The sequence below is a fragment of the Rhodoferax sp. EU05-FHT12H12 genome (assembly GCF_058791215.1).
Genome location: NZ_JBYTDI010000003.1, coordinates 58,583 through 74,600 on the forward strand (window position 1 = coordinate 58,583; position 16,018 = coordinate 74,600).

Annotated in this window: 19 protein-coding genes and 1 pseudogene; 3 read left to right on the forward strand and 17 right to left on the reverse strand. The window is 64.7% G+C overall.

Annotated features, from left to right (window positions below; all coding sequences use genetic code 11):
• Positions 1-18: 18 nt before the first annotated feature.
• The 5 genes from AC3WS7_RS09725 to AC3WS7_RS09745 all read right to left on the reverse strand — a co-directional run bounded on the left by AC3WS7_RS09725 (position 19) and on the right by AC3WS7_RS09745 (position 4,001).
• Complete coding sequence (locus AC3WS7_RS09725) at positions 19-1,002, reverse strand: CapA family protein (RefSeq protein ID WP_492656534.1); 984 nt, start codon at positions 1,000-1,002, stop codon at positions 19-21.
• A complete protein-coding gene (locus AC3WS7_RS09730; RefSeq protein WP_492656222.1) occupies positions 1,002-1,397 on the reverse strand; it encodes a hypothetical protein in 396 nt (131 codons plus the stop codon). Before AC3WS7_RS09730 ends, AC3WS7_RS09725 begins: the two co-directional genes overlap by 1 nt.
• Positions 1,398-1,445: 48 nt before the next feature.
• Positions 1,446-1,793: a hypothetical protein gene (locus tag AC3WS7_RS09735; RefSeq protein ID WP_296471913.1), complete on the reverse strand. Its 348-nt coding sequence runs from the start codon at positions 1,791-1,793 to the stop codon at positions 1,446-1,448.
• A gap of 25 nt (positions 1,794-1,818) precedes the next feature.
• Positions 1,819-3,255 (reverse strand): ammonium transporter, encoded by a 1,437-nt coding sequence (locus AC3WS7_RS09740; RefSeq protein WP_492656223.1) that lies wholly within the window; start codon positions 3,253-3,255, stop codon positions 1,819-1,821.
• A gap of 77 nt (positions 3,256-3,332) precedes the next feature.
• Positions 3,333-4,001: a histidine phosphatase family protein gene (locus tag AC3WS7_RS09745; protein WP_492656224.1), complete on the reverse strand. Its 669-nt coding sequence runs from the start codon at positions 3,999-4,001 to the stop codon at positions 3,333-3,335.
• Positions 4,002-4,251: 250 nt separating this feature from the next.
• On the opposite strand from AC3WS7_RS09745, the gene AC3WS7_RS09750 reads away from it, so the two are divergent.
• Positions 4,252-5,451 (forward strand): diguanylate cyclase, encoded by a 1,200-nt coding sequence (locus AC3WS7_RS09750; protein ID WP_492656225.1) that lies wholly within the window; start codon positions 4,252-4,254, stop codon positions 5,449-5,451.
• Here AC3WS7_RS09750 and AC3WS7_RS09755 read toward each other — a convergent pair.
• From AC3WS7_RS09755 to AC3WS7_RS09800, 10 genes are read right to left on the reverse strand one after another with little or no spacing between them, the layout of a single operon-like run.
• Entirely contained in the window at positions 5,448-6,419 is a 972-nt protein-coding gene (locus AC3WS7_RS09755) for a threonine dehydratase (protein ID WP_492656226.1), read from the reverse strand. The genes AC3WS7_RS09750 and AC3WS7_RS09755 overlap by 4 nt on opposite strands.
• A gap of 23 nt (positions 6,420-6,442) precedes the next feature.
• Positions 6,443-7,105: a LysE family translocator gene (locus AC3WS7_RS09760; protein WP_296471920.1), complete on the reverse strand. Its 663-nt coding sequence runs from the start codon at positions 7,103-7,105 to the stop codon at positions 6,443-6,445.
• Entirely contained in the window at positions 7,105-8,043 is a 939-nt protein-coding gene (locus AC3WS7_RS09765; RefSeq protein ID WP_492656227.1) for a PhzF family phenazine biosynthesis protein, read from the reverse strand. Before AC3WS7_RS09765 ends, AC3WS7_RS09760 begins: the two co-directional genes overlap by 1 nt.
• 27 nt (positions 8,044-8,070) lie before the next feature.
• Positions 8,071-8,943: a PhzF family phenazine biosynthesis protein gene (locus AC3WS7_RS09770; RefSeq protein ID WP_492656228.1), complete on the reverse strand. Its 873-nt coding sequence runs from the start codon at positions 8,941-8,943 to the stop codon at positions 8,071-8,073.
• 24 nt (positions 8,944-8,967) lie between these two features.
• Positions 8,968-9,591, reverse strand: a complete 624-nt coding sequence (locus tag AC3WS7_RS09775; RefSeq protein WP_296471925.1) for a glutathione S-transferase family protein — start codon at positions 9,589-9,591, stop codon at positions 8,968-8,970.
• Between the two features lie 2 nt (positions 9,592-9,593).
• The gene (locus AC3WS7_RS09780) at positions 9,594-10,820 is read right to left on the reverse strand and encodes an aminotransferase-like domain-containing protein (protein ID WP_296471927.1); all 1,227 of its coding nucleotides are present in this window, start codon (positions 10,818-10,820) and stop codon (positions 9,594-9,596) included.
• Between the two features lie 42 nt (positions 10,821-10,862).
• On the reverse strand, positions 10,863-11,192 hold the full coding sequence (locus tag AC3WS7_RS09785) for a DHCW motif cupin fold protein (protein WP_492656229.1): 330 nt from the start codon (positions 11,190-11,192) through the stop codon (positions 10,863-10,865).
• Between the two features lie 10 nt (positions 11,193-11,202).
• Positions 11,203-11,805 carry a LysE family translocator gene (locus tag AC3WS7_RS09790; RefSeq protein WP_492656230.1) on the reverse strand — a complete coding sequence of 201 codons (603 nt, stop codon included), beginning with the start codon at positions 11,803-11,805 and terminating at the stop codon, positions 11,203-11,205.
• The gene (locus AC3WS7_RS09795) at positions 11,802-12,725 is read right to left on the reverse strand and encodes a DMT family transporter (RefSeq protein ID WP_296471932.1); all 924 of its coding nucleotides are present in this window, start codon (positions 12,723-12,725) and stop codon (positions 11,802-11,804) included. The genes AC3WS7_RS09790 and AC3WS7_RS09795 overlap by 4 nt, the downstream gene beginning before the upstream one ends.
• Positions 12,722-13,357 carry a LysE family translocator gene (locus AC3WS7_RS09800; protein ID WP_296471934.1) on the reverse strand — a complete coding sequence of 212 codons (636 nt, stop codon included), beginning with the start codon at positions 13,355-13,357 and terminating at the stop codon, positions 12,722-12,724. The genes AC3WS7_RS09795 and AC3WS7_RS09800 overlap by 4 nt, the downstream gene beginning before the upstream one ends.
• Before the next feature lie 99 nt (positions 13,358-13,456).
• Here AC3WS7_RS09800 and AC3WS7_RS09805 point away from each other — a divergent pair, with 99 nt between their 5' ends.
• Both AC3WS7_RS09805 and AC3WS7_RS09810 read left to right on the forward strand, forming a co-directional pair.
• Positions 13,457-14,923: an aminotransferase-like domain-containing protein gene (locus AC3WS7_RS09805; protein ID WP_492656231.1), complete on the forward strand. Its 1,467-nt coding sequence runs from the start codon at positions 13,457-13,459 to the stop codon at positions 14,921-14,923.
• A 44-nt stretch (positions 14,924-14,967) separates the two neighbouring features.
• Positions 14,968-15,273, forward strand: coding sequence for an NIPSNAP family protein (locus tag AC3WS7_RS09810; RefSeq protein WP_296471938.1), 306 nt, complete (start codon positions 14,968-14,970; stop codon positions 15,271-15,273).
• A 50-nt stretch (positions 15,274-15,323) separates the two neighbouring features.
• Here the strand turns inward: AC3WS7_RS09810 and AC3WS7_RS09815 are convergent, their stop codons facing one another.
• Positions 15,324-15,836 carry a hypothetical protein gene (locus AC3WS7_RS09815; RefSeq protein ID WP_492656232.1) on the reverse strand — a complete coding sequence of 171 codons (513 nt, stop codon included), beginning with the start codon at positions 15,834-15,836 and terminating at the stop codon, positions 15,324-15,326.
• A 17-nt stretch (positions 15,837-15,853) separates the two neighbouring features.
• Positions 15,854-15,937: pseudogene (locus AC3WS7_RS09820) on the reverse strand (XRE family transcriptional regulator); the annotation flags it as partial.
• Positions 15,938-16,018: the final 81 nt, after the last annotated feature.

Here is a 16,018-nt window from a genome sequence, read left to right on the forward strand (position 1 = left end):
CGCCGCTGTGGGCGAAACCTAGTCCGGGTTGCGGCACTGCCGCACCGCGGCATCTCCGCGCTGCCAGCAGGGGCTGGCGGTGCTGGGGTCGGGGGTGGGAATGCCCTGCAGGTCGATGCGGGCCACGCGGGTGTCAAAGGCTTGCACACCCGCCGCGTCCAGGCGCAGGCGCAGCACCCAGCCCACACGCTGGTTGGCGTTGTCGGTTTCCTTCATCACAAAATTGCCCACGCTGTAGACAATCGGTTTGCCCCGGTAGTGCTCCATGTCTTGCGTCACATGCGGGTGGCCGCCAATCACGGCATCGGCACCCGCATCCACCATCCGGCGCGCCAGCTGGCGCTGGCGGGCATTGGCCAGCGGCTCGTTTTCCCAGCCCCAGTGCATCACCGGGATCACCAGGTCTGCCTTGTGCACGCTGCGCGCGGCGCGTATGTCGGCCACCACTTGCTCGTCCTCGCTCCAGGCGGAACCGGGGGCATCAAAGTCGGCCTCGAAGCTGCGTGGCATGAACTCGTTGTAGCCCAGCAGCGCAATACGCAGCCCCTTGCGTTCGATGATCAGCGGCGTGTGCGCCTCCTGCAGGGTGTGGCCGCCACCAAAGTAGTCCAGCCTGGCCTGGCGCATCAGGCCCAGCATCTCGGCAAAGGCCTCGCGCCCGTAGTCGCCCGAGTGGTTGTTGGCCAGCGCCATGGCATCGAAGTGGCGCTGGAGCACGGGCAGTGCGCGTGGGTGGGCGCGGAAGGTGTAGTTTTTGTCCCCGGCCGATCCGGTGGTGGCCACCACACACTCCAGATTGCCCAGGCGAATATCGGCATTTTTGAAGAATGTGGCAAAGCCTGCAAACGGGTCGCCCCCGCGTTCCATCATGCGGCCCGCATCGTCGTCGAGCACGATGTCGCCGGCAAACACCAGCGTCACCGGCGTGGGCTGGGCAAGTGCGGTCGTCACACATAACCAGCCAGCCACCCCCCAGCGGCAAACCCGTAGCAGCGCGCGCATCATGGGGCCACTCCCTGCAAGCTGCATTCGTATTGCAGTTCCCGCTCCACTTCACCGGCATAAACAAACTGTTTGCCCGTGAGGGACGCCGTCGCCACAAAAGGAGGCAGGTACGTGATCTGCTGTACCAGCACGGGTTGGCGCCGGGTGTCCAGGTAGGCGTAGAGCTTGATGTAGTCCAGCTGCGTGCCGTCTCCCACCATCACGGCCTTGAAGCGAAAGCGCCCGCCCACGTCCACCGCGGCCACGGGGTAGGGGTTGGCCACGGGTGTGGCTTCCAAGGTTTGGGTGCTGCCGGCGTAGGTGAGCTGGCAGCGCAGGGTGGGCGTGCCGTGGGCCGCCGTCAGGGCACAGGCAGCTGCGCAGGCAAAGGCAAGGTGCAGGGTCTTGGGCATGGCGGCATTGTGCGTCACGCCCGCACTGCGCCAACCCGGGGTGGGCGTTTAGCGGATGCCGCGGATGTAGCGGTGCGCGTCCTGCTCGCTGGCACCCATGAGCGAGTCGGAGGCGCCGGGCATGGCTGGTTTGGCCACGCCACCAATCACCCCAAACAGGCTGTTGCGTGTGGTGCGGGGGGTATGGGTCGGCACCATGGCCAATTCCAGCTTGGCGGCCCATTCGGCCAGGTCGGTGTGGCCATCCTCCTCGGCCGCGGCACGGGCAAACCGCACGATCTCGGCGGCGTACTCGGTGTTGCTGGCCATCCATTCGGTGTCGGTCACGCGGCCGGTCTTGCGGCGCAGCAGCACGTGCAAATGGGCGGCAATCGCCAGTTTTTCACTGTTCAACATGCAACACTCCTTTGAGTTTCACCGTTCAGGTTCCCATGTGCTCCCGGTGCTGGGACACATCCAGGCCTGTGAGTTCGGAGTTTTCGTCCACCCGCAGGCCCACTATCACTTGGGTCACCCACAGCAGCACCCAGCTCATGACGCCGCTGTAGACCAGCACCACCAGTACGCCCAGCGCCTGGGTGGCCACACTGCCACTCACGCCCGAAATGTTTTTGCTGGCAAAGTAGCCCGTCATCAGCGAGCCCACGATGCCGCCAATGCCATGCACGCCAAACACGTCCAGCGAGTCATCGGCATTGAGCATGCGTTTGAGTCCGGTGGCACCCCAGTAGCAGGCCAAGCCAGCCACACCACCAAAAATGACTGCAGAACCCGGCGTGACAAAACCCGCCGCGGGGGTGATGGCCACCAGGCCCGCCACCAGACCGGAGCACAGGCCCAGCAACGAAGGCCGCCCGCGCATGATCCACTCGCCAAACATCCAGGCCATGGCACCGGCCGAGGCGGCAATGTGTGTCACTGCCATGGCCAGGCCCGCACGCCCGTCTGAGGCCACGGCCGAACCCGCATTGAAGCCAAACCAACCCACCCACAACAAGCCTGCGCCCGCCATGGTCAGGCCCAGGTTGAAGGGTTCAAACGGTTCGCGCCCATACCCCTTGCGCGCACCCAGCATGTAGGCACACACCAGGCCCGACATGCCGGCATTGATGTGCACCACCGAGCCGCCCGCAAAGTCCAGCACACCCATTTGCACCAGCCAGCCACCAGGCTCCCACACCCAGTGGGCAATGGGCGCATAAACCACGATGGACCACATGCCAATGAACCACAACATGGCCGAGAAACGCATGCGTTCCACAAAGGCGCCCACAATAAGTGCGCCCGTGATGATGGCAAACGTGAGCTGGAACATGGCGTAGACCGACTCGGGGATATTGGGTGCCACATGGCTCACCGCCACCTGGCCGGCCTCTTTCAGGTAGTTGAGGCCTGTGAACCAGAATCGCTCGGTGCCACCCAGCCAGGTGCTGCCAGGGGTGAAGGCCAGCGAGTAACCCACCGCAAACCACAGCAGGCTCACCATGGCGGCAATCGCCACCACACTGGCCATGGTGTTGATCACACTCTTCTTGCGCACCATGCCACCGTAGAACAGGGCAATGCCGGGCAGCGTCATCAGCAGCACCAGCGCGGTGCTGGTCATCATCCATGCGGTGTCGGCCGTATTGAGGCTACTTTGGGCCACGAGCCCAGGTTTGGTGAGTGCGGGGGGCGCCGCGGGTGCGCTGGCAGGGGCCTCCGGGACAGGTGCCGCGGCAGGGGCGGAGGTTGTGGCAGCGGGCGGGGCATCGGCCACCGCGCCACTGGCCGCCGTTTGCGCAGGGGCCGCCAAGCTCCAGGCCAGAATACAAATCCCCAAGCAAGGGGCTACCCACTTCGTTCCGAATCGGTGCATCGTGTTCCTCTGTGCGGTCCAACAGAGGCCACAAAGCACAAGCCGTGCCAGTCGGCACGGGGCCAGGCCCTCACCCGCTAGGAGTACGTCACCCAGTCCGCGTACGGTGCATCGTCCAGATGCGGCAGGGTGTTGTAGGTCACCAGCATGTGGCGCTTGGGGGTGTAGGCCAGCTCCGTGACCGAGCTGTTGCGGATGCGCAGGTTCAGCTCAATCGTCGTCTCGGGTGTGGTGCCCAGCACATGGCCTACGGCAGTGGAGATGGGCCCGCCGCTGCTCACGATCAGCACATTGCCGGTGTGCTGTCGGCGTACGTGGTCCAGCGCGCTGGTCACACCCTCCACAAACGCGTCGTAACTCGGCATGCCCTGCGGGCTCACCACCCCATTCATCCACTGCGTCAGGCCATCGCGCAGCAGGCGGAAGTGGTGGCGGTACATCTCGGGGGTGTCCGGCTTTTCCAGCGGGGCGGGGTGAATGGCGTGGATCACCGCCGCACTGTCATATTCGTTGAGGCCCGGCCATTCCAGTGCCTGCTGCGTCAGCCCGGCGCCCTGGGCAATGCCAGTCCAGGTCTGCGCGTGGCGGCGCAGCGTGCCGACGATGACCGCCTCAAACTGCAGCCCCTTGCCCGCAAAGTACTCCCCCAGTCGCACGCTCTGCCGATGGCCCAGCTCGCTCAGGTTGTCGTAGTCCGCGGCCCCAAACGAAGCCTGCCCGTGGCGTACCAAATAGAGATTTCCCATGGGGAGGATTTAAGCCGAATTGGCACGGGGCGCTTGTTGCACTTGCGACAGCAGCTATGAATTTGGTAGCTATGCATCGGTGTTGATGCGGCGGCTGGTGCGGACTACAAGCTGAGTTGTGTAGGGGCGTGTGCCACAGCATTGACAAACGATTGGCGCGCGCACCTGGTATTGAATACACTTGTCCAAAGTAGTGGGTCCAATCACAGCTACTTGACCGGGGCGATATTCAATTTGTGCGAATAGCGTTATGGATATTCATGGGTGTAAAAGCGCTTTGATTTCCGAGCAACGATTCCGCCGCGTCGGTGACTATTTGCTTGGCGAGCAAAAATCTATGCGCATTCGCACCAGCCAGTTCTTGCTGGCGGCGATGTTGATGCTGGCCTGTATGGGGGTGCTCTACTTCATGCGCACCGTCGGCACCAAAGGCATGGGTGATGTAGACACATGGGCCCTCATCTGCAGCGCTGGATTGGTGGTGTTCTACGTACTGATCCGCAGCGGGTTTTCTCTGCGGATGCAAGACCCCTCTCTCGCATTTTTCCAGATGCTTTTCGCGATTGCCTGCAATGCCATCGCTTTTGTGATCGCTGGCAATGGGCGTGGTGTGGCCTTGCCCATACTGTCAGTGATATTGATGTTTGGCATGTTTGGTTTATCCATGCGCCAGGTGATGCTGGTGGCGGTATATGGTTTGGCCCTGTTTGGCGCTGCAGCTGTCTATACGTGGCACTACGTGACCACTGACGAACCGGCTGGCATCTTCGTCGCTTATGTTTGCATGCTGTTCATCGTGTTGTCAGCGACCACTTTTTTAACGTGGCGGTTGCAGCAAATGGGCGCGTACATGCGCAAACAAAAAAACCAGTTGGCCTTGGCTCTCGACCAGATCCAACAAATTGCCACGCGCGACGAACTCACAGGGCTGGCCAATCGTCGCTTCATGCTGGAAAAAATGCGGGAAGAAGTACAGCGTGCACAGAGGACATCCTCGCCATTGCTTGTGGCCATGTTCGATATTGATCACTTCAAACGCGTCAACGACAAATATGGACATCAAGTTGGAGATCGTGCCTTGCAGGTGTTCTCTTCCGTCGTACAAAACAACCTGCGTGCCAACGACACACTAGCGCGCTGGGGCGGCGAAGAATTTGTTGCGTTGCTCACAGACACCGATGTTTCGGTGGGCAAGACGTGCCTGGAAAGAGTGCGCGTCAAAGTGGCCGACATAGCGATGTCGGTTGGAGACGATTGTCTGAAAATGACAGTCTCCATCGGCACAACCCCCCACCGCATTGGGGACACGATAGAAAAAACGCTACTGCGTGCAGACGTTGCGTTGTACGCTGCCAAAGCCCAAGGGCGGAATCAAATTGTGTGCATCGATTCGGAGCCCACTTCAATGGCTGGACGCTCCGAAAAGTCAGAACAGATAGGCAAGCCTTAGCTTCTGAGCACCTCGGCAAACACCGCTGAGTCCACATTCCCCCCGCACAGCGTGATCCCCACCGTCTGCCCTTGCAGGCTGGTGCGTTCTTGCATGGCCGCCGCAAAGCTGGCGGCGCCTGCGCCTTCGGCCACGTTGTGGGTGCAGGCGAAGATGTCGCGCATGGCCTGGGCCACCTCGGCGTCGGTCACCTGCACGATGTGGTCGATCTCGCCCATCAGAATCTGCAAGGCTTCGGGGTCGGCCACGCGGCAGGCCATGCCGTCGGCCAACTGGGTGGTGACCGGGGCCTCGACGACTTTGCCAGCCTTCAACGAATCCGCATAGGTGGTGGCGTGTGCGCTCACCACACCGACGATGCGGGCCGGGTGGCCCAGCGCGCGTTTGGCGGCCACGGCACTGCAGGCGCCTGAGCCCTGGCCGATGGGCACGTAGACCACGTCGATGTCGGGCGCTGCCTTGAGCAACTCCCACCAGTAAGTGGCCACGCCGCGCAGCAGGTCGGGGTGGAAGCTGGGCACCATGTGGGCGCCGCGCTCTTGGGCCAGGCGCATGGCGTGTTCGCGGCTTTCCTGAAAATCGGTGCCGTGTTCGACGAGCGTGACGCCCAGTGCGCGCATGGCGGCGTTCTTTTCCACCGAATTGCCGTGCGGGACCACGATGGTGCAGGGCACGCCGTGGGCCCGTGCAGCCCAGCCGATGCTCTGGCCGTGGTTGCCGCGCGTGGCGCTGATGACCTCTGCGGGCAACGCGCCGCGCTGGGCCAGTTGGTCAAAGTAGGTCAGGCCGCCGCGGATCTTGAATGCCCCCACCGGCGTGTGGTTCTCGTGCTTGACCCAGCAGGTCGCCCCCAGCCGGTTGGCGAGCTGGCCCCAGCGGTACTGCGGTGTGGGGCCGAATTCACGGTAGATGACGTGTGCGGCGGCTTCAATGTCGTGCAGGGTGGGGAGCAGGGCGTTAGTGGTCATGAGGGGTCCAAACAAACGAGAGATCAATGCGCGTGGGTGCTGGTGCGCAGCAGCTGCAACCCGGCCAGCCCGAACACGGCCGCCAGCAGGCCCTCCATCCAGCGGCGCGATGCGGCATACACGCGCCGTGCGGCCGGGGTGGAAAACGCCAGTGCATAGCCCGTGAAGATGCCCACGCCCATCACCATGCAACCTGCCACCACCACCCAGGCCAGGTGGGGCGACGCGCCGGCCGGAATGCCCACGGTGACGGTCGACATCCATGCCAGCACCGCCTTGGGGTTGGTGAGGTGCATGCCCAGGCCGCGCAAATAGAGTTGGCGCGGCGTGGCCTTGGCCGCCTGGGTGGCCTGCAGATCGGCGTGCGGCGCGCAGGCCACGCGCGCGGACTTGAACGCCAGCCACAGCAAATAGAGCCCGCACAGCACCTTCATGGCGATCAGCCCGGTGCTGAAGCTGGCCAGCAGCTGCGAGATGCCCAGCGCCGCCAGCACGCCCCAAAACCATGAGCCACACAAAATGCCCGACGCCAGCCACAGCGCGGGGCGGCGACCGGCGTTCATGGCCATGCCCATGATGGCCATGTTGCTGGGGCCGGGGCTTCCAGCGCCAATCAGGTAGGTGGTCCAGGCGAGTGCAAGTTGCGCCGCCAGCGGGGCGTGCAGCCAGGCCTCCAGCGCGGCCATCACAGCGTCACCTGGCCGTCAATGCAGGTGACCGAATCACCGCCCACCCACACCTGGCCCTGCGCATCCTGCGTGATGAAGACGCGCCCGGCGCGGCCTATGCAGGTGCCTTGGGCGGCCACGTAGCGGGCGGGGGCGATGCCATCGGCAATCAGCCACTGCGCCAGGCTGGCGTTGAAGCTGCCGGTGACCGGGTCTTCCAGCACGCCGATGTCGGGCGCGAAGAAGCGCACTTCCACAGAAGGCGTGTCGTCATCCGCGGTGCTGGCACTAGCGTCACGGGCACCGAAGGCCCGCGCCTCGCGGTTGCTGCGCACTATCAAATCAGGAGCTTCTGGCGCACTGTCCATGCCGGCTACACCCACGCCAGCCGCCAAACCTTTGAGTGCGGCCGCATCGGGCTGCAGTGCCAGCACGGTGTCCATGCTGTCAAGCAGCAGGCCCAGCCAGGTGGGGCCGTTGTTCAGCCACTGCGCGGCCCGTATTTGCGCTGGCTGCAGACCCAGCGCCGCAGCCACCCGCGCGATCAGCGCGGCATCGGGCGTGCTGCGTTGCAGGCTGGGCGCGGCAAACGCCAGGCGCGTGCCATCGCGGCGCAGGGGCACCAAACCCTTGGCGCACTCTTGCACGATCAGGCCCTCGTTCTGCGGCACACCGCCTGCCTGCAGCCAGGCGTGGCAACTGCCCAGCGTGGGGTGGCCGGCAAACGGCAACTCATCGCCCGGCGTGAAGATGCGCACCCGGTAATCGGCGCCCTGGGCGGCGGCTTCGGGGCTGGGCGGCAGCAGAAAGGTGGTTTCGCTCAGGTTGGTCCAGCGGGCGAAGGACTGCATCTCCTCAGTGCTGAGCTCGCTGCCATCCAGCACCACAGCCAGCGGGTTGCCGAGGTACGGCTGGGCGGTGAACACGTCCACCTGCTTGAAACGGCGTTGGCGCATGGAAGCTCCAAAAACTGAAGTTGGGTTTTAGATAGTGGCCGTGCCACGGATGCAGGTGACCGAGTCGCCCCCCACCCAGACCTGGCCGCTGGCGTCCTGGCGGATGTGGATGCGGCCTTCGCGCTGGATGCAGGTGCCCTGGTGCACCACGTAGCTGGCGGGCATGTATTCGTCCGCTATCAGCCATTGGGCCAGGCTGGCATTCAGGCTGCCGGTCACCGGGTCTTCCTGGATGCCGTTGAGCGACGCAAAGGCGCGCACTTCCAGTGTGGATGCTATTAAATCAGGAGCTGCTCGCGCAGTATCCACGGCCGCAACGCCCACTTTGACCCCTAAATTCTTGAGTGTGGGGTGGTCGGGTTGCAGCTGCAGCACGGTCTGCCGGTCGTCCACCAGCACGCCCAGCCAGTCGGTGCCGTTGCTCAGGTGCTGGGCCGAGATGATTTGCTTGGCCGTCAGGCCCAGCGCGTGCGCCACCTGCGCCAGCAAGCCGGGGCTGGGGTTTTTGCGCTGGAACGTGGGCGCCGCAAAGGCCAGGCGCGTGCCGTCGCGGCAGATCTGCACCAGGCCCTTGGTGCACTCCTGCACGATGCGGTCCTGGGCCTGGGGCGTGCCACCGGCCTCCAGCCATGCGTGGCAACTGCCCAGCGTGGGGTGGCCGGCAAAGGGCAGCTCACCACCGGGGGTGAAGATGCGCACGCGGTAGTCCGCGCCCTGCGCCGCCGCCTCGGGGGTGGGCGGCAGCACAAAGGTGGTCTCGCTCAGGTTGGTCCACCGTGCAAAGCCCTGCATCTGCGCATCGTTGAGTCCCGCGCCATCCAGCACCACGGCCAGCGGGTTGCCCAGGTAAGGCTGGGCGGTGAACACATCGACTTGGGCGAACGGGCGTTGCAGGGGCACGAGAGACCTTTCTGGGGAGGAGCGTTATGAAAGCGGAAGATCAAGCACACCGCGCGTGGCGGGGCGGGCCAGGATGGCTGCAAACCAGCGTTCCAGGTGCGGCCAGCTCGGCCGCGGCTGGGGCAGGGCAAACCAGCGGTGCACATCGCAGGCCACGGGAATGTCGGCCATGCTGAAGTGTGCGCCGCACATCCACGGACGGTCGGCCAGGTGCGCGTTGAGCTGGGCCATGGCCGGCTCGGTGGCGGCGGTGGAGCGGGCAATGACGGCCGGGTCGCGCTGGTCCGCCGGTGTGCGGAACCACTGCACAAAGGCGGCGCCGCTTTCGCGGTTCAGGGTGGTTTGCTGCCAGTCCATCCAGCGCTCGGCGTCAAAGCGTTGCGCCAGGTCCTGGGGGTAGAGCGTAGGGGCTCCATATTTGGCGAAGATGTAACGCACGATGGCGTTGCTTTCCCACAGGACAAAGTCACCGTCCTGCAGCGTAGGCACCAGCGCATTGGGATTCATGGCCAGGTACTCGGGCGTTTTGACCACGCCGTAAGCCATGCCCGCATCGCTGCGGGTGAAGGCCATGCCGGTTTCCTGTGCGGCCCACACCACCTTGCGTACGTTGAGCGAACTCAGGCGCCCCCAGATATGCACCGCCATGGTCAGTTCCTTTGGGCGTGGATGGCTTCGGCCAAAGCGGCCACACCGCGGTGGATTTCTTCCACGCTGGGGGTCACAAAGCTCAGGCGCATGGAGCGGGCGTCGGCGTTGTCGGCGTAAAACGGCGCACCGGGCACAAAGGCCACGCCCTTGTCCACCGCATGGGGCAGCAGGTCTACGGCGTTCATGCCCGCAGGCAGGCGCGCCCACAGGAACATGCCGCCCGCGGGGGTGTTCCAGGTGAAGGTGCTGTCGGCGTTGGCGGCGTGCGGCCCTTGCGACTCGGGGAAGTGCTGGGCCAGTGCCTGCAGCATGGCGTCGCGCTGGGCTTTGTAGAGCGCGCGGATGGTGGGCACATGGCGGTCCAGGAAGCCGTTTTGCATCACCTCAAAAATCAGGCGCTGGTTGAAGCCGGGGCTGTGCAGGTCGGCCGCCTGTTTGGCTTGCAGCAGCTTGGGGTACACCGCCTTGGGCGCCACGATAAAGCCCATGCGCAGGCCGGGGGCCAACACCTTGGAGAAGGAGCCCAGGTAAATGCCGCCCTCCGGGTTGCGGGCGGTCAGGGGTGCGGGTGGGGCCTGGTCAAACCACAGGTCGCCGTAGGGGTTGTCTTCCATGAGGGGCAGGCCGCTGCGCGCTGCCTCGGCGCTCAGCGCGGCGCGGCGTGCCTCGGTCATGCTGCGGCCGGTGGGGTTCTGGAAGTTGGGCAGCACATACAGAAAGCGCGCGTCTTTGGACTTGGCAGCCAGGTCGGCAATGTCCACGCCTTCGTCGTCGCTGGCCACGCTCACCACCTTGGGCTCCATGGGGGTGAAGGCCATCACTGCACCCAGGTAGGTGGGCGACTCCACCAGCACCTTGCTGTCTTTGTCGATCAAAATTTTGGCGACCAGGTCCAGGCCCTGTTGGGAGCCGGTGGTGATCAGCACCTGGGCCGGGTCCACATTCCAGGTGACACCGGCAGCGGCGCTCTGCGCCTTGAGCTGGGCGGCCACCAGTTCGCGCAGCGGGCCGTAGCCTTCACTGGCCGCGTACTGCAGGGCGCCCGCGGGGTCGTCTTTGAGCACCTTGGCGCTGGCGGCTTCAAACTCGGCCACCGGAAAGGTTTTGCTGCTGGGCAGGCCGCCGGCAAAGCTGATGATGCCGGGCTTCTCGGTCACTTTGAGGATCTCGCGGATCACCGAGGGGTTCATCTTGGCGGCACGTTCGGCCAGGGTCCATTGCGTCATAAAAGCTCCAGAGAAATTCGGGGTCGTCTTGTCAGTGTTCGCTCAGTCCACCACAAACAGGGTGGCACCCAGGGGCGCGGTCGAGCGATGCGGTTCCGCATTGTCGGCCACTTGGTAGCTCATGCCGGGGCGCAGGGTGAAGGTGCGGCCGTCTTCCAGTTCGGTGCGCAGCTCGCCCTGCAGGCACAGCAGGATATGGCCTTTGACACACCAGTGGTCGGACACATAACCCGGCGTGTACTCCACCATGCGCACCCGCACAGTGCCAAAGTGTTGCGTGCGCCACAGCGCGCGGCCGGCCTGGGCGCTTTTTTCCTCGGCAGGGATGGTGGACCAGTCAGTGGTGCCAAAGGGAATGTTGTGCAGTTCCATCACTCGGCTTTCAGTTTCTCAGCATGGGGTAGAGCGAGGCCACCAGGGCCAGCGCCATGGTGATGTTGAAGATGCGCAGGCGCAGCGGGTCTTGTAGCAGGCCGCGCATGGCTTGGCCAAAGCCGACCCAGACCGCCGAGCAGGGGCTGCCCAGCACCAGCGACATCAGGGCCAGCAGCAGCACCTGGGGCAGAGTAGCGTCGGGCGGCAGGTAGGCGCTCATGGCCGTGACGATCATCACCCAGGCCTTGGGGTTGATCCACTGGAAGGCGGCTGCGCCCCAAAAGCCCAGCGGCTGTGCGGCTGGCGCATCGGGGTCGGCACTGGCGGGGCGTGCTGTTGCCAGCTTCCAGGCCAGCCACAGCAGGTAGGCCGCGCCGCCCCAGCGCATCAGCTGGTAGAGCGCCGGAAAGCGGTCCAGCACGGCGTGCAAGCCCAAGCCCACGCACAGCAGCATGACGGTAAAGCCGATTTGCACGCCCAGCAGGTGCGGCAGCGAGCGGCGTACGCCAAAGTTCACCCCCGATGCCATCAGCATGGTGTTGTTGGGTCCCGGCGTGATGGAGCTCACGACGAGGAACAGGGCAGCGGCGATCAGCAGGTCGTGGCTCATGCGGGGGCCACTTTCAGCGCAGCGTGCACCGGCATGCGCCGGCCAACAAACACGGTGGCAATGACGGCCACGCCAAAGCCCACGGTCACTGCGTCCAGCCGCTCGCCCAAGAGCGGCACGGCAAACAGCATGCCCAAAAACGGCTGCAGCAGCTGCACTTGGCTCACCCGCACGGTGCCGCCCAGGGCCAGGCCTTTGTACCAGGCAAAAAAGCCCAGCCACATGGAGAAGACGGACACATAGGCAAACGCCACCCAGGCGCTGGTGGGCAGCGCCACGCTGGGGAACTGCCACACGGCCAGCGGCAGGTTGATGGGCAGCGCAATCACCAGCGCCCAGCAAATCACATGCTCAGCCCGCATGCGCTGCGAGAGCCGCCCGCCATGGCCGTAGCCCACGGCCGCACAGGCCATGGCCAGCAGCAAGAGCACATCGGCCATTTGCAGCGACAAGCCGCTGTGGCCCGAGCGCAAGACCGCAAACGCCACCACCAGCGCCGTGCCGGCCAGTGCGCAGACCCAGAAGCCGGGGGAGGGCCGCTGCCGGTTCAAGAACGCCCCCACCACCGCGGTAGCCAGTGGCAGCACGCCCACCATCACGCTGGCGTGCACCGCCTCCACATGGCGCATGGCCAGCGAGGTAAAGATGGGAAAGCCAAACACCACCCCCAGTGCCACCAGCACCAGCGGGCCCCAGGTGTCGCGCGGCGGCAGCGGCGCACGGCCCCACCACAGCAACAGCGCGGAGAGCAGTCCTGCGACCACGGCGCGCCCCACCGCAATGAACAGGCCCGACATCAGCGGCGCCTCGGGCGTGCCCACGGCCAGCCGTGTCATGGGCAGGGTCATGGCAAAAATGGTGATGCCCAAGAGGCCCAGCCACAGGCCTTTTTTGAGGTTGGCGGTGTGTGACGTGCTCATAACGACCCCATCCAGGCGGCTGTGGCCACCAACACGGCAGCCATGCCGCGGTTGAACCAGCGCAGGCGCTGCGCCGTGGCCACACCGGCCACCACCGGGCCACCCAACCAGTCGCGCAGCAGCGAGCCAATGGCTGCATAGAGCAGGTTGCTGAAGAAACCAAAGGCCAGCATCAGGGGCAGCGTGATGGCAAAACGCGCCAGCACATCCTCGCGCCCGGCCAGCCAGCCGGCGGTCACCGTCAGGCCCAGCATCCAGGCCTTGATATTGAGAAACTGCAGCGCCACGCCTTGCCAAAAGGTCACGTTGAGGCGGCTGGCATCGGCCTCCCCCAGGCTGCTGGCACGGGCTAGCTTGACGGCCAGCCACAGCAGGTAGGCAATGCCCAGCCACTGGATGGCACTGCGCAGCAGCGGCAGGGCCACCACCAGCGCACCCAGGCCACCGGCACACAGCGTGAACAGCAGGCCCCAGCCCAGCGGCACCGCCAGCACAAAGTGCAGCGCACCACGCAGCCCCCGGTTGGCTGCCAGTGCGGTGGACAGCGTGGTGTTGGGCCCCGGCGTGAAGCTGGCTGCGGTGGAGAGCAGCAACAGCGCCGTGAATTCGGCAGCGGTAAACGTGGTGAACATGCGATTCACTGTACTTGGAAAAACAACACACTTGCAGTACAGTTTGTGCAAACAGAAACCAAACTGTACTGCTGGCACGGCCAGCACAGAGGACAGCCCATGCTCATGAAAACCGCGGCCCAAAGCTTGGCCGAACAACTGGCGGCGCTGTTTGCCCAGCGCATCCGCGACCGCCTGCTGGCGCCCGGCGCGCGCCTGCCCTCGGTGCGCCTGTGTGCGCAGCAGCAGGGCGTGAGCCCGTCCACCGTGGTGGGCGCCTACGACCAGCTGCTGGCCCAGGGCCTGGTGGAGGCGCGCAAAAACCGCGGGTTTTATGTGCGCGAATTGCCCTCGGTGGCCGTGGGTAGTGCGCAGGCTGCTATCGAATCAGGAGCGCATGGCGTTGCCAACCTCATGCTCACCGTGCCCCAGCGCTACGCGCCACTCAACGCCACGGCGCTGATCCGCGGCATGTTCAAGGGCGTGAGCAACAAGCCCCAGCCCGGCATGGGCGTGCTGCCCAAAGAGTGGTTGCAGTCCACCTTTTTGGCCACGGCGGTACGGCGCAGCTGCAGTGTGGAGGCGCTCAACGCGTTTTCGTTGCAGTACGGCGAGCCCGCGGGTGACATCGGTTTGCGCCGCGCGCTGTCGACCAAGCTGGCGGGCCTGTCGGTACATGCTGCGCCCGAGCAAATCATCACCACCGTGGGCGCCACCAACGCGCTGGACGTGGTGAGCCGCACCCTGCTGCGCGCGGGCGACTACGTGATGGTGGAAGAGCCCGGCTGGGCCATTGAGTTTGCGCGGCTCGATTCGCTGGGCATGCGCATCCTGCCGGTGCCGCGCCGCGCCGACGGGCCGGACCTGGAGGTGATGGCTCGCTACTGCGAGGCGCACCGCCCCAAGCTGTTTGTGAGCGTGAGTGTGTTCCACAACCCCACCGGGTTTTGCCTCTCGCCCAGCAGCGCTTACCGCATCCTGCAGCTGGCCAACCAGCACGACTTTCACATTGTTGAAGACGACACCTACAGCCACTTTGCCCCCGAACACGCCACCCGCCTGTGCGCTCTGGACGGCCTGCAGCGCACCATCTACGTGGGGGGCTTTGCCAAAATCTTGGCGCCCAACTGGCGCGTGGGCTACCTGGCCGCGCCCAAAGACCTGGCCGAGCGCCTGCTGGACACCAAGCTGCTGTCCACCCTGACCACGCCCGCGCTGCTGGAGAAAGCGCTGGCCTGGTGCATCGACCAGGGCCAGCTGCGCCGCCACGCCGAGCGGATCCGCACCCAGCTGGACGGCGCGCGGGCGCGCAGCGTGAAGCTCGCGCTGGCGCATGGCTGCACCTTTGCGTCCGACCCCGTGGGCCTGTTTGGCTGGGTGGAAACCGGGGTGGACACCGACGCCCTAAGCCAGCGCATGCTGGACGAGGGCTACCTGCTGGCGCCCGGCGCGCTGTTCCACGCCCAGCGCACGCCCAGCAGCCTCATGCGCATCAACTTTGCCAGCACACAAGAGGCGCAGTTCTGGAAGACCTTTGCGCGCCTGCGTGACGAGCAATTGGGCAAGGCCACATCGGTGGCGAAGTAACCCACCGTATCCACTCACCCCACCCCGCTTTCAAGGAATTTCCCATGGTGACCTGCTATCTGCGCTACGTGATCGACCCTTACAAGCTCGCCGAATTCGAGCATTACGGCAAGCTGTGGATTCCGCTGGTAGAACGCTTCGGCGGCCAGCACCATGGCTACTTTTTGCCGTCCGAAGGTGCCAACAACATCGCCTTGGCCATGTTCAGCTTCCCCAGCCTGGCGGCCTACGAGACCTACCGCCAGCAGTCCTTCAACGACGCGGAATGCCAGGCCGCATTTCGGTATGCCGAAGAGACCCGCTGCATCGTGAGCTACGAGCGCACGTTTTTCCGCCCGGTGTTTCGTTGAGTCTGAAATTGCTATTTATTTTCTAGCTGCTTGCGCATATCCCACGAAGGCTAAGCGCAATGCCGGGGCGCAGCTTGTAGGTCTACGCGCAGGCTGTCGCTGCCCTTGAACTGCGTGCCCACACTGATCAGGTGTTGCCCGGCCACGATGTTGACGTTTTGCCCCTGCACCTGGCTCAACTTTGCCATGGCCGCACTGGCCTGGGTCTGGGTCTGGGTGGTGGTGGTGCTGATGAGGTCGGAGCTGGACTTGGTCAGCACCGCGTCATAGCTGGAGCGGGTTTGGCCTGCATTGAGCAGTACGGTGCCTTGGGCGGTAATGCTCGCATCGCCCTTGGCCTTCAGATCCGCCGCCTTGGCGATGACGTTCTGCCCGGCGGTGATGGTGAGGTCTTTGCCCACACTGACCTTGCTAACTGTGTTGCTGCTGAGCAGGCCGCCTTGGGCGTTGAGGTCGCCAGCACGCACGGCGGCATAGAGGTGGGGCACCAGGGCGACGGTCTGGGTACCGTCGGGCAGGTTCACCGTTTCTTGCTGCAGCCAGACGATGTCGGTGGTGAGCACGGCCAGTTGCTCGGGGGTGTACGCCTGGAAATCTCGCGCATGGACATTTGTTCCCGTAGTGCCCAACGCCTGATGACATTCAATGTCGCCACGTCTATCACTCCTAAATTCCCCCTGCTTTAAAAACTAGCAGGGTAGGGCCAACGTGGATCAAATTTGGGCGGAAATATCTGCTCGAAGTG

Coding starts and splice junctions, on each gene's coding strand:
- AC3WS7_RS09725 (WP_492656534.1), bottom strand. CDS start 1,002: ATGCGCGCGCTGCTACGGGTTTGCCGCTGGGGGGTGGCTGGCTGGTTA.
- AC3WS7_RS09730 (WP_492656222.1), bottom strand. CDS start 1,397: ATGCCCAAGACCCTGCACCTTGCCTTTGCCTGCGCAGCTGCCTGTGCC.
- AC3WS7_RS09735 (WP_296471913.1), bottom strand. CDS start 1,793: ATGTTGAACAGTGAAAAACTGGCGATTGCCGCCCATTTGCACGTGCTG.
- AC3WS7_RS09740 (WP_492656223.1), bottom strand. CDS start 3,255: ATGCACCGATTCGGAACGAAGTGGGTAGCCCCTTGCTTGGGGATTTGT.
- AC3WS7_RS09745 (WP_492656224.1), bottom strand. CDS start 4,001: ATGGGAAATCTCTATTTGGTACGCCACGGGCAGGCTTCGTTTGGGGCC.
- AC3WS7_RS09750 (WP_492656225.1), top strand. CDS start 4,252: ATGGATATTCATGGGTGTAAAAGCGCTTTGATTTCCGAGCAACGATTC.
- AC3WS7_RS09755 (WP_492656226.1), bottom strand. CDS start 6,419: ATGACCACTAACGCCCTGCTCCCCACCCTGCACGACATTGAAGCCGCC.
- AC3WS7_RS09760 (WP_296471920.1), bottom strand. CDS start 7,105: ATGGCCGCGCTGGAGGCCTGGCTGCACGCCCCGCTGGCGGCGCAACTT.
- AC3WS7_RS09765 (WP_492656227.1), bottom strand. CDS start 8,043: ATGCGCCAACGCCGTTTCAAGCAGGTGGACGTGTTCACCGCCCAGCCG.
- AC3WS7_RS09775 (WP_296471925.1), bottom strand. CDS start 9,591: ATGGCGGTGCATATCTGGGGGCGCCTGAGTTCGCTCAACGTACGCAAG.
- AC3WS7_RS09780 (WP_296471927.1), bottom strand. CDS start 10,820: ATGACGCAATGGACCCTGGCCGAACGTGCCGCCAAGATGAACCCCTCG.
- AC3WS7_RS09785 (WP_492656229.1), bottom strand. CDS start 11,192: ATGGAACTGCACAACATTCCCTTTGGCACCACTGACTGGTCCACCATC.
- AC3WS7_RS09790 (WP_492656230.1), bottom strand. CDS start 11,805: ATGAGCCACGACCTGCTGATCGCCGCTGCCCTGTTCCTCGTCGTGAGC.
- AC3WS7_RS09795 (WP_296471932.1), bottom strand. CDS start 12,725: ATGAGCACGTCACACACCGCCAACCTCAAAAAAGGCCTGTGGCTGGGC.
- AC3WS7_RS09800 (WP_296471934.1), bottom strand. CDS start 13,357: ATGTTCACCACGTTTACCGCTGCCGAATTCACGGCGCTGTTGCTGCTC.
- AC3WS7_RS09805 (WP_492656231.1), top strand. CDS start 13,457: ATGCTCATGAAAACCGCGGCCCAAAGCTTGGCCGAACAACTGGCGGCG.
- AC3WS7_RS09810 (WP_296471938.1), top strand. CDS start 14,968: ATGGTGACCTGCTATCTGCGCTACGTGATCGACCCTTACAAGCTCGCC.